General features: G+C 67.3%; 5 protein-coding genes. 4 read left to right on the plus strand and 1 reads right to left on the minus strand.

Annotation, left to right across the window (positions count from 1 at the left end):
• Nucleotides 1-20 precede the first annotated feature (20 nt).
• On the minus strand, nucleotides 21-8,711 hold the full coding sequence (locus tag ABD932_RS07865; protein WP_345010482.1) for a golvesin C-terminal-like domain-containing protein: 8,691 nt from the start codon (nucleotides 8,709-8,711) through the stop codon (nucleotides 21-23).
• A gap of 283 nt (nucleotides 8,712-8,994) precedes the next feature.
• Between ABD932_RS07865 and ABD932_RS07870 the strand changes: the two genes are divergently transcribed.
• The 4 genes from ABD932_RS07870 to ABD932_RS07885 all read left to right on the plus strand — a co-directional run bounded on the left by ABD932_RS07870 (nucleotide 8,995) and on the right by ABD932_RS07885 (nucleotide 12,349).
• Nucleotides 8,995-9,465: a hypothetical protein gene (locus ABD932_RS07870; RefSeq protein WP_345010006.1), complete on the plus strand. Its 471-nt coding sequence runs from the start codon at nucleotides 8,995-8,997 to the stop codon at nucleotides 9,463-9,465.
• Nucleotides 9,466-9,777: 312 nt separating this feature from the next.
• On the plus strand, nucleotides 9,778-10,662 hold the full coding sequence (locus ABD932_RS07875; protein ID WP_345010008.1) for an ABC transporter substrate-binding protein: 885 nt from the start codon (nucleotides 9,778-9,780) through the stop codon (nucleotides 10,660-10,662).
• A complete protein-coding gene (locus tag ABD932_RS07880) occupies nucleotides 10,659-11,579 on the plus strand; it encodes an amino acid ABC transporter permease (RefSeq protein ID WP_345010011.1) in 921 nt (306 codons plus the stop codon). The genes ABD932_RS07875 and ABD932_RS07880 overlap by 4 nt, the downstream gene beginning before the upstream one ends.
• Before the next feature lie 41 nt (nucleotides 11,580-11,620).
• The gene (locus ABD932_RS07885; protein WP_345010484.1) at nucleotides 11,621-12,349 is read left to right on the plus strand and encodes an amino acid ABC transporter ATP-binding protein; all 729 of its coding nucleotides are present in this window, start codon (nucleotides 11,621-11,623) and stop codon (nucleotides 12,347-12,349) included.
• Nucleotides 12,350-12,390: the final 41 nt, after the last annotated feature.

Below are 12,390 nucleotides of genomic sequence, written 5' to 3' on the forward strand. Positions count from 1 at the left end.
CTCTCTCTTCCCGGTCGCTGTCAGCCGGTGCCGGCGACGTAGCCCCAGGGGTAGGACTCCCCGCCGATCACCTGTGCCCACCCGGAGAGTGAGGGTTCGGTGCTGTTCCCCTGGTAGGTCGCCTCGATACGGTAGAACACGGTTTTGCCCTGCTCCAACTGATCCTTGATCGCCTCTTCCCAGTCCGCCATGCTCCCCTGGTTGACATGGCTCGGCAACGCCACCAGGTTCCGGCGGTCGATGCCGCTTCCGCCGAATTGCCGGGCGAGGAGATGCGCCCGGTCCAATCCGGATCCGAGCTCCCAGCCCTTGGGGCGATTCGCCCAGTCGTCAGGCGATTCCAGCGGCCAGGGTGCCGGGCTTCCGACGATGTTCGTGTCCCGGTCCGGATACTTCAATTGCCCTTCTTGGTTCTTGTAGTTGAGGTCCGCGCCGTTCAGGCAGGCCCACACCCCCTGGGCGCGTCCTTGAGAATCCAGCGGCTCGTAGTAGATGACGGTGTTTCTGTGCTCCTGGCAGTCACTCTGATTCGCCGGAGTGGTGGTGCCGTGAGGGCGGTACTCGTACTGCTCGTCGGGAGTGGTGACCAGTCCCTTGGAGTAGTCCGGCCTGTCTCCGACCTTCGACTTGCGCTCGTCCTCGGTGGGTGCCGCGTTGAATCCGAGGATGTTCTTGAAGATGGTGGCGACGATCCCCACGGGGCTGCGCTTCGCGGCGGTCTTGGTGGCACCCGAGAACCAGCTCACGGGGTTCCACCATTCATGACCGTCGTACTCGACCCTGCTGGTGGGATTGCCTCCGGTGAAGGCGTATCGGTTCCCGGTGAACGGGTCGGCGCACAGACCCATGTCGGCGAGCGCGCCGTTGTACATGTCCCGGGTCGTGAAGCGGTTCAGGCCCGGGTCGTAGTCGCGGAAGCCCATGTCGTAGGTGCCGGACTGGACATCCCAGCGCTTGGCGTTGAAGCGGTAGGGGTTGTAGGCCTCCTTGCCGGGATCAGCGACTTCGGGCTTGTCGATGCCGGTGAACTCGGCTTCGTCGTCGGAGCCGTACGCGGTGTAGCCGTACGTCGCCTTGGTGTCGCCGTTGCCGTCGGTGAGGGTCTCGACGTCGGTGTGGCTGTTGTAGCCGTAGTAGCCGTCCTCGGTCGTACCGTCCGTGTTGTGCTTGACCTGGGAAAGGCGCTCACCCCACGGGCTGTACTGGTACGACTTCTCCACCTTGCCCGCGACTTCCTCGTTCAGCACCTCGTCGGAGAGGCCCAGGTAGGTGAAGTCGGTGGTCTTGCCGTCCGCCGTCTTCGCAGCGGTGCGGTCGAGCGGGTCGAAGGTGTACTTCGTGGACTTCAGCGCACCTGTGTCGTCCATCTTCTGGGACTCCACGACGTGGTCGAAGCCGTCGTACACGTTCCGCTGGACGACCTCGCCGCCCGCGGTGACGGACTCCTGCCGGCCGAAGGGGTCGTAGGTGTAGTTCGATGCCTGTCCGCCCACGGAGGCGGTCAGGAGCCGGTTGCGGTCGTAGGTGAACAGGGTCTCCGTTCCCTTGACCGTCTGCCTGACGACGTTGGCGTTGGCGTCGTAGTCATAGGTGTCGGTACCGGCCCCGGTGCCCGTCTTGACCGACTTCGTCAGACGGTCGGCCGGGTCGTAGGTGAAGGAGGTCGTCGAGGACAGGTACGCCGCGTGGTTGTCGGCGTTCATCTTCTGCGCCACGTCCTGCGCCTTGTTGCCGTTGGCGTCGTAGGCGTAGGTGTGCGAGGCGACGAGGGTGCCGGAGCCCTTCTTCTCCGTGGTCGACTTCAGCGCACCGTCCAGGAAGTACGTGTAGTCGATGGTGTTGTTGTTGGCCTTGGTCTCGCGCAGCCGCTGACCGCGGTCGGTGTAGGTGTACGACGACACCTTCGGCGCCGGGTCCGTCGCCGACTTGCCGACCGACACGGTCTTGACCAGCTCACGCAGGTCGTACGTGTACTTGGAGAACTGGTCGGGGTGCGTGACAGTGCTCGTCTGGCTGTTGGCGTCGTAGGTGTACGACGTGGACTTCTTCTCCTGACCGGCCAGTGCCTCGGTGACCTTCTGGAGCTGGTTGAGCCCGGTGTAGGTGAGGGTGTACGCGTCGATCCTGGCGCCGGACGAGGTGTCGTCGATCGACGTCATGTTGCCGTTGACGTCGTAGGCGTAGGCGAAGGTGCGCTTCTCGTTGTCGGTCTCGCCGGTGGTGTCACGGACCAGCTTGACGGCGTCCGCGACAGCGATGCCGCCGCTGTTCTGGTCCAGCTTCAGCTTGGCGTCCTCGCCCTGCTCGAGGCTGTACGAGCCCAGTTGCACCCAGGTGCCGGCGTTCGCCGTCTGGTTCTTCGTCACCGAGGGCTCGGTGGTCGTTCCGTGGGTCAGGGTGTACTTCGCCGTGGTGGCCGCCCCCGTCACCGCCGGGAACCTCACGTACGCGGTGTACGTCCCGTCCTTCGGGATGTTGAGGGTCCAGGTGAAGGTGTCCGTTCCGGTGCCCGCCGCGTGGGTGCGGTGGTCGTAACCCTGCTGACCGGCGATGTCTCCCTTCGTCCAGGTACCGGTCGAGGCCGTGTTCTGCGTGTCCGAGTTGTCCACCAGGACGACCGACTTGCCCGCGGGCACGCCGTCGTCGGACTTCGTCCTCAGCTTGCCGTCGGGGTAGTACGACCAGCTCATGGTGCGGTCCGTGGATCCGCCGGCCGAGGTGAGCGTCCGCGCGGTCTGCTGGCCCAACTCGTTGTAGTCGTACGTGGTGACGATGTCCCACGGGTCCGTGGACGACCTCGCCCACCCGTTGTCGAAGTAGGAGTAGGTGGTGTCGTTACGGACCGTCTGGCCCTCCGACGGCGGCAGCGAGGTCTTCTTGACCCGCCCGACCTCGTCGTAGACCGTCTCGGTGTAGACGTTCGGGGTGTTGTAGCGGGCATCGCCGGGGTCGTACGGCTGGTACTGCTTGACGGGGCGATTCAGCGCGTCGTATTCGGTACGCGCGGCGAAGTCGTCCGCCGTGGCCGTCGCGGTACCTCGCGGCGTGATCACCTTGGTGGTGTTGCCGACCTGGTCGTACTCGTACTTCGTCGTGCGGTACGTGATGGTCGTGGTGCCGTCGTGCGGGACCTTGACCTCGGTCTGCTTGCCGCGCTCGTCATGGGTGATGAGGGTGGTGCGGTCCTCCGCGTCCGTGGTGGAGACGACCAGGGAGTCCTTGTCGTAGGACGTCTTGCTGGTCTTCCCGGCCGCGTCCGTGGTCATGGTGACCCGGTGGTTCAGGTCGTACGCGGTCTTGGTGGTGTAGTCGGTGGCGTCGGCGGTCGCGTTCTTCTTGGGGTCGATGACCTTGACCCGGTTGCCGACGTTGTCGTACTCGTAGCTGATCCTGTCGCCGCCCGCGTTGACCACGGACGTGAGCTGGTAGATCTCGTCGTAGTCGTTGGTCGTGCGGTAGTCGGTGGCGTCGGACGTCGTCAGCGTGCCCTTGGGCTCGGTCGTCGTCTTGAGGTTGCCGACCTTGTCGTACGTGTAGGTCGATTCCCGCACGTCCGAGGCCGTCGTGTCCTTCGGCGACGTGGCCGACGTGATCTGGTCCGCCGCGTCGTACACCGCCGTCGACACCGCGCCGTTGGGCGCCGTCGACTTCGTGACGTTGTCGTTGGCGTCGTACTCCGGTGCCGGGGTCGTGATCAGGGCGCCCGTCGCCTGTTCCTTCGGCACCGTCTTGACCAGCGGACGGCCGAACGTGTCGTACGTCTGCGTGGTCGCCTTGCCCAGCGCGTCCCTGACCTCGGTGACCTGACCGCGGTCGTCGTACACGTACGACGTGGACCTGTTCAGCGCGTCGGTGATCTTCGCCGGGTAGCCGGCCGGACCGAAGTCGCTGTTGGTCGTCGGGTTGCCGTTGGCGTCGGTCGCCTTGGTCAGCTGGCCGTAGGAGTCGTAGTCGTACTTGGTGGTGTAGTCACCGGCGACCGTGGTGGTCGCGACGCCCTTGGGGTCGGTGACCGTCTTCAGGTTGCCGAACGAGTCGTACCCGAACTGCCAGGCCCGCCCCTCGGGAGAGGTCTTGCGGAACAGGTCGGCCGAGAAGCCGTCCGCACGCGTCTGGTACTCGTACTTCGACGCGTTCGCAGGCCACTTGGAGGTGTCCGGCACACAGCTGGACGTCTGGTCCGGCACACCCGACTTGTTGTTCTCCGCGTCGCGCCGCCAGAGCGGGTAGCCCGTCTTCTGGTCGTAGCAGTACGCGCTCTTCGCCCCGTTGTCCTCCTCCAGGTAGGTGACGTTGTTGTCGGCGTCCCAGCTCATCCTGGCGGTCTGGGACTTGGCGTTCGTCGTCTGGACCGGGCGGCCGAAGTCGTCCGTGACGTACTTCGTGGCGTGCGACTGGGCGTCCGTGACGGTGCTGTCGGTGAACTTCGTGTTCGTGGTGTTCGCCGCGTACGCGAAGCCCGTGTCATGGCCCAGACGGTCGGTGATGGTCTTGGTCCACCAGTGGTACTTCGGGTCGTCGCCGGCCTGCGGCTCGAAGTACGCCAGGTCGGTGCCGTTGCCGCGCGGGTCGGTGACCGTGACCAGCTTGACGTTCTTGTTGCCCTGGTCGGAGTCGTACGTGAACTTGAAGACCTTCGGCTGCGCCGAGCCGTCACCGTCGGTGAGCCGACCGAGCAGGCCCTTCGTCGTGTAGAAGAAGGAGAGCTTGCGGGTCGGCAGGCCCGGGACGGCCCCCGAGATGTCCGTGATGGACTTGACGTGGTCGTAGATCTTCGAGTTGGTCAGGTTGCTGCCGGTGACCTTGGCGCCCGTGTCGTCGATGTAGTCGTACGACGCGTCGCCCTTCTTGTAGTACTCGACCCGCAGGGACTGGCGGCCCGCCGGGTCGGTGATGTAGGTGAGGAACTTCGTCGGCTTGTTGTTGGACTTGCGTTCCTCGTATGTGTACGTCTGCGTGTTGCCGTTCTTGTCGACGGTGGACGTCAGATAGCCGTCGCAGCCGAAGAGGAACCGCGTGCCGTCCGGCCGCAGCAGCGTCCAGGCATCCGGGACAGGATCCTTGTTCGGGGTGCAGTCCAGGCCCGCCTTCATCGTGATGCGGTAGTGGACGCCCGCCGGAGCCTTCCAGGTGCCGTCGGCCTGCTTGGCGAAGACGTGCGTGGTGCCGTCACCGTCCGGGAGGCGGATCTCGGTCGCGTTGGCGTTGGGGTTGGGGTGGAAGTCCAGCGGCGCGCCGAGCCGGATCGGACCTGCCAGCTGTGCCGACCAGCCCGCACCCGACACCGTGTCGGAGGTGTCCAGCGAGTTGTACGCGAACCGCGCGAACGTGGTCAGACCGCGTCCCGGGTTGGTGAACGCGTTGTAGGACCACACGCTGTTGCCCGAGGCGAGGTTGTTCATCACCGTCGAGCCCGCGCCGGTGTTCTTGCCGGTGTAGGAGTAGAACTTCTCCAGGCCCAGCGCGTTGGAGGTCGGGTCCTCCACCGCCACGTTCTGCTTCAGCGACGCGATACCGCCCGTGCCCGCCGACAGCCAGCTGCCGTCCGACTTCCTGCGGACGTCCCAGCCGAGCACGTACTCGGTGCGCTTGCTGCCCGAGTCCGAGTTGATGGGCGTCTTCACCTGCGCCTGGATCGTCGCGGACTGGCCGGGCGACAGCGCCGGGATCGCGGTGGAGAGCTGGTTGCCGCCGGTGGTGGCGTCCGTGCCGTCCGGGAGCTTCCAGGTGTACGACAGCTCGCGCTCACCCGTGGCCCACGCGCTCGACGTGGTGTTGGTGACCGTGAACCCGACCGTGTACGTCGAGTTCGGGGTCATACGGGCCGGGGTCTGGGGCGCGTAGTAGGTGTCCTCGGTCGTGGAGTCGACGTAGATCACCCTCAGCAGCGGGCCGAGCTGCTGGTCGGCCGTCTCCGAGGCCAGGAACACCGTCCGCTCCTGTGGGCCGGTGCTCGTCTCGTCCTTCAGCCTGACCATCGCGCCCTTGTTGGACGTCGGGGTCCTCACCCAGCCCTGGGTCAGCGACGTGGCGTCCCACCAGTGCCTGCCCACCTCGGAGACCGAGGCGACGGTGTCCGAGACCGTGGCGGAGAAGTCGCCGCCGGCCGCGGTCCACGCCGTGCCCGTGGCAGCGCTGTTCCAGGTGGCCTGGGTTTCGGAGAAGTCCCTTGTCAGGCCGTGGAGTTCGTAGATGGCACCGTTGGTGTCGGTGGTGGTCTCCGCGCCCCACATGAACAGCCGGGATTCCAGCACCGTGGCGGTGGTGGGCAGATCGCCGGTGGGGAACTTCATCACCGTGCGGGTCTTGCCGTACGTGGGCGAGTTGTTGCCCACCGTCAGCCACTTCTGGCCCGCACCGGCCGAGTCGATGGTGTCCAGGTTGGTGGTCGGGGCCGCGGACGACAGCGTGGTGTCCGTGATGCCGGCCGCGGTGCCCTGGAGCAGCTCCATCGTGCGGCCCGCCTTGGGCACGCCGACGATGCGGGTGGGTGAGCCGAGCAGCTGGCCGTCGGCCGTCTTGACCACGATCTGGTAGTAGTACGACCGCCCGATCTCCTCCGCCGAGGAGTCCGGAGTCGGCGTCGCGGTGGTGTCCGTGTACGTCGTCGCGCTCTTGTCGATCGGCGCCACCAGCGTGGCCGCGGACGGTGTGAACGCCTGCTGCGTGGAGCGGTGCAGCTGGTACTCCACGATGTTCAGGTCCGTGTCCCCGGTGGTGTTGGAGTACGCCTTCCAGCTCAGCTTCGGGCCGGTGGAGTGGATCACCGTGGGCGAGTCCAGCGTGGTGCCGACCTTGCCGTACATCACCGTCAACCGGGGGATCGTGGAGGTCTCGCCGCCGTAGTCGCCGTCACCGGCCTCGTAGCGCGGGCCGCCGAGGGGGTTGTTCGCCTCGTCGGTCGCCTTCAGCACGAAGCCGTGGTTCGTGGCGCTGCCGTCGAGCCACTTCTGCACCGTGTCACCGACCGGGAAGCTGTGCCACCGGTTGTACTGCCCGGCCGACTTGGTGATCTTCGCCGGGTCGACCAGCCGCACCGCGTCCGCGATCACCGCCTGGCCGGCGGCCACCGAGGTGTCCTTGAGCTCGACCTTGTAGGCGCCGCCCTTGTTGAAGGTCAGCTCGTTGGTGCCCCCGCCGAGCGACGTCCACACCCCGCCGGAGCCGGAGGTCTGGTTGACGGTGTAGGTGTTGGTGGCACCGCCCGCGGACGTCACCGTGTAGGGAGCGTTGGTGGCCCGGTTGGAGCCCTGCACATAGTGCGCGTCCACCCGGTAGCTGGCCGTCTCCGGCACCCTCACCGGCCAGGTGAAGCTGTCGCCGGTGATCGAGTCCTGGTTGTAGCGGAAGGTGCCCCCGACCGCGTTGGTCGTCGTGCCCGAGGTCTGCCATGCCCCGACCGCCGCGGTGCCCGCGTCCTCGTCGTCGACCTGGACCGTCGTGGCGGACTCCTCGCCCACCAGCGAACTGGTGTTGGACCAGGTCGCCGTCGTCTCGTCCCAGGCGCCGGTGGCCCGGTAGACGCCGATCTGGGTGTTCGTGGTGGCCGTCGTGTGCGCCTGGTCGAAGTACATCTCCAGCCGCGCCGAGTCGATCTTCGTGCCCGACGGGATCTCGCCCAGCGGGAACTTGATCAGTGAGCGGGCGTTCGCCGTGCTCGACGTACGGCCCGCGGACAGCTTCCAGGTGGTGTTGAAGTTGGTCGACGGCTGATCCGACAGGACCATGACATCCTGAGACTGCGAGGGCGACGGCGCGATCGTGATCGTCGGGTCGATGACGACCGGGTACTGCCGCTCCTTCGCCGCCAGCCACTTCGCGTCCGGCGTGACCGTCAGCTTCCAGGACTTGCCGTCCTTGGTGAGCTTCTGCGTGACCTTGGTGCTGTAGGTCTGGCCGAAGACGGACTTCTCCGCCTTCCTCGCGTCCGTCATGTACGGCGCCGGGATCACCATCACCGGCGTGTGCGGCAGCTCTCCGTACAGCGCGACCGAGCCGTCCTTGCGCGCCTTCGGCACCAGCCCGTCGGTGTCCAGAGTGAACGTGAACCGCAGCGGACCGTCGGGTCGTTCGGCGAGGGTGATGTTCTCCTTCACCCGGCCCGGACCGACCACGTACTCCAGGTCCGCGCCCTCGACCGCGTCCTCGTACGTGACCGTGGAACCCTTGGCCTTCGGCTTCAGACCCTTGTCCGTGCCGTCCAGGCCCAGGGTGACCGAGCGTCCGTCCGGCGAGCGGAAGCGCACCAGCCGGTCCGTGTCCGAGCCGAACCAGCTCCGGCCCTCATTCGTCGTGTTGGCGAACTCGAAGTCCTTCGCCTGCGACGCGCGAACGGTCGTATCGATCGATTTCCAGGACGACTTCTTGCCCGAACCCGAGCGGTAGGACGTCGGCGCCGCCGACAATTCCGCTTCGACCCGCCCGTCCGACAGCTGCCAGAACCGAGAGTTCGCCGTTCGTTTACCCGACAGCTCCCTGACCCGCTTGGCCTTCGGATCGACCTTCGGCCAGGAAACCTTCTCCCGATCTGCTATACCCAATTCGTCTTGGGACGGCGGCGGCTCCAATTCACCGCCGTCGTTGCCATCATCGCCGAACCAGCCCTTGATGGTGTCGACAATACCCTTGTCGTCACCTTCGTCAGCGGGCGCCGCGTACGCGACCTGGGGCAACGCGGTGCTCGTCACCGCGGCTACCACCAGGCACGCCATGAGCCTGCCCAGTCTGGGTTTCACGCCAAACCTTTCCTAGTGCGTCATGGCAACATGCCACCGGAATTCCCCCGCACCCGTCGGTACACGAACCCATGGGCGGGGGCGCCGGTTTTCTATTCATTCCGATGACGCCGTGTCAAGCGTGCGGACAATACGGACCATTGGCGCCGAACAGGCTGCTGAATGTCCGTTATTTCCTCTCACTGGCCTTCGGCGGACGACATCGTGTATAACCCGCCGAGTTCAATTTCCGAGCAGTCACATTCCGAAGGGGCCATTCATGGACGGCAAGCCGCGAGAATCCTCAACGCCGTCACTTTTCCGGCGCGCGGACCGGTCGGGCCTCATCGTGGCCGGCGCTGCGCTGGCCGCCTGCGCGGGCCTCGTCGTGTACGGCGTCGTCGACACCGACAAGGGCGGCGACGGCAAGCCCGCGCTCCGCACCCCCACCGCCTCGGTGACCTACGAGGTGACCGGTCAGGGCGCCGCGGACATCACCTACCAGGCCCGCGACGAAGCCGGAAAGGCCGTCGTCGTCAAAGCGGCCACGCTGCCCTGGCGCAAGACCGTCGACGTTCCCCTCGGCCAGGACCCGACGGTCAGCATCACCCTCGGTGAACAGGGCGGCCAGGCCCGCTGCGCCCTGGCCATCCACGGCCAACACGTCCAAAGCGCCACCGCCACCGGCACGTTCGGCCGCGCCACCTGCAGCGGCGCCCTGCCCGGGGCCACCATGGCCGCCGCATCATGAGCTCCCCGCACCGCCCGCGCGCACACCCCGTGTGAACCATTCGCACGCGTCGGCGCCCCGCGCGCGCTCCCGGCGCGCGTAGTTGCGCAGTCAACTGGAAGCAGCCCCGCTCAGGATGACGGCTCCTGAGCGGTACGGGCCGCCGGTCTCAAAATCCCCGCCCTCGGCCGGCGGCCCCGGCGACTGCCGCGGGGACCTGGCGCCGGGACTGGTGTGGGGACTGTTCACAGGAACGCAACACCCGTTCCCACTATGCGGACATTCACCGTCGTTACCTCGACAAAAGCGACGGTGTACTGTCAATCTCCCGCCATGCATCCTGCCCCTCGCGCGCTGCGCCGCGCCGTCGTCGTCGCAACGACAGCTCTCCTCGCCACCGCTCTCGGCTGCGCTCCCCAGCCGGACGACAAGGCCGCCGGCACACCGTCGGGGTCGGCCGGGAACACCTGCGCCAAGGGCAAGTTGGCCACCGAGGCCTCCGGCAAGCTGACCATCGCCACCGACGAGCCGGCGTACGAGCCCTGGTTCAAGGACGACAAGCCCGCCAATGGTGAGGGCTTCGAGTCGGCGGTCGCCTACGCCGTGGCGAAGCAGCTCGGCTACGACAAGAGCGCCGTCGTCTGGCAGAGCGTGCCGTTCAACAAGGCCTTCGCGCCGGGCGAGAAGACCTTCGACTTCGACATCAACCAGGTGTCCATCAGCGACGAGCGCAAGAAGGCCGTGGACTTCTCGTCCGGCTACTACGACGTCCGCCAGGCCGTCATCGCCCTGAAGGACAGCAAGGCGGCCAAGGCCAAGAGCGTCGCGGACCTCAAGGGGCTCAAGCTGGGCGCCCAGGTCGGCACCACCAGCCTCGACTACATCGACGACGTGGTGAAGCCGACGCAGGAGGCCGCCGCGTACGCCAAGAACGACCAGGCCAAGTCCGCGCTGAAGAACGGTCAGGTCGACGCCATCGTCGTCGACCTGCCGACCGCCTTCTACATCACCGCGGCCGAGGTGACGGACGCGACGATCGTCGGCCAGTTCGAGAACCAGGGCGGTACGCCGGAGCAGTTCGGGCTCGTCCTCGACAAGGACAGCGCGCTCACCTCGTGCGTGACGGACGCCGTGGACGCCCTGCGCGAGGACGGCACCCTGGCCGAGCTCGAGCAGCAGTGGCTGTCGGACGCCGTCGACGCTCCGGTGCTCAAGTGACTCTCACGAAGGAGGAGTCCGGCCACGAGGGCGCGGACGACGACGATGGCATGTCCGGCGCGGGTGACGACGGCTACGTGCCCTCGCAGCGGCGTCTCGACCGCGAGCGCCACAAGCGCCTGCGCGCCCGCCGCGCCACGGCGATCGCTGCCCTCTCCACCCTGGTCACCGGTGTCGTCCTCTACCTGGTCGTGGTCAACGCCCCGGGCTGGCCGCGCACCAAGGAGACCTTCTTCGACTGGGGGTACGCGCGCGAGGCGTTCCCCAAGGTCCTCGAAGGGCTCTGGCTCAACGTCCGGCTGCTGCTGATCTGCGGCGCGGCCGTGCTGGTCCTCGGCATGCTCATCGCCGTCGCCCGCACGCTGCGCGGCCCGGTGTTCTTCCCGTTGCGGGCGCTGGCGGCGGCGTACACGGACTTCTTCCGGGGCCTTCCGCTCATCATCAACCTCATGATCGTCGTCCTCGGCGTCCCCGCGCTGCGGCTGCAGGGTGTGACCGTGGACCCGGTGCTGCTGGGCGGTACGGCGCTGACGCTGACGTATTCGGCGTACGTCGCCGAGGTGTTCCGCGCGGGCATCGAGTCGGTCCACCCCTCGCAGCGCGCCGCGGCCCGTTCGCTCGGCCTCACCAACCGGCAGGCGCTGCGGCACGTGGTCCTGCCCCAGGCGGTACGCCGTCAGGTACCGCCGCTGCTGAACGACCTGGTGTCGCTGCAGAAGGACACCGGGTTGGTCTCGATCGGCGGCGCGGTGGACGCCGTACGCGCCGCGGACATCATCGTGGGCCGCAGCCTCAACTACACGCCGTACATCGTCGCGGGCCTGGTCTTCGTGGCGCTGACCATCCCGATGACCCGCTTCACGGACTGGGTGACGGCCCGGATGGACCGCCGGCGCGCCCAAGGAGGAGCCCTGTGAGCGACACGCCCGCGCCGGTGAGCGACGCGCCTGTGCTGCGCATGGAGTCCGTCCGCAAGACCTTCGGCGACTCGGTCGTGCTGCGGGACGTCGACCTGGAGGTCGCCCCGCACACGGTGACCGCGCTGATCGGGGCCTCCGGCTCCGGCAAGTCGACGCTGCTTCGGTGCGCGAACCTCCTGGAGGACATCGACGACGGCGCGATCTGGCTGGACGGCGAGGAGATCACCGATCCGCGCGTGGACCAGGACGCCGTACGGCGCCGTATCGGCGTGGTGTTCCAGGCGTACAACCTGTTCCCGCACCTGACGGTCCTGGAGAACATCACCCTCGCCCCGCGCCGGGTGCACGGCGTGTCCCGCGCGGAGGCCGAGGCACGCGCGCGTGAGCTGCTGGAGCGGCTCGGGCTGGCCGACAAGGCGGGCGAGTACCCGGACCGGCTGAGCGGCGGCCAGCAGCAGCGCGTCGCGATCGTGCGCGCTCTTGCCGTACGGCCCCGGCTGCTGCTGCTCGACGAGATCACCGCCGCCCTCGACCCGGAGCTCGTGGGCGAAGTCCTCACCGTCGTCCGCGACTTGAAGGACGACGGGATGACCATGGTGCTGGCCACGCATGAGATGGGGTTCGCACGCGAGGTCGCGGACCAGGTTTGTTTTCTGGACGGAGGTGTCGTCCTGGAGCGCGGCACGGCCGAGCAGATCTTCGGCGATCCGCAGCAGGAGCGGACTCGGCGCTTCCTGCGGCGGATCGTGGAGGCGGGACGGTTGTAAGGACCGGTTGTAAGGACCGCTCGCCATGGCCGGGCGGTCCT

The sequence above is a fragment of the Streptomyces shaanxiensis genome, assembly GCF_039537145.1.
GTDB classification, from domain to species: domain Bacteria; phylum Actinomycetota; class Actinomycetes; order Streptomycetales; family Streptomycetaceae; genus Streptomyces; species Streptomyces shaanxiensis.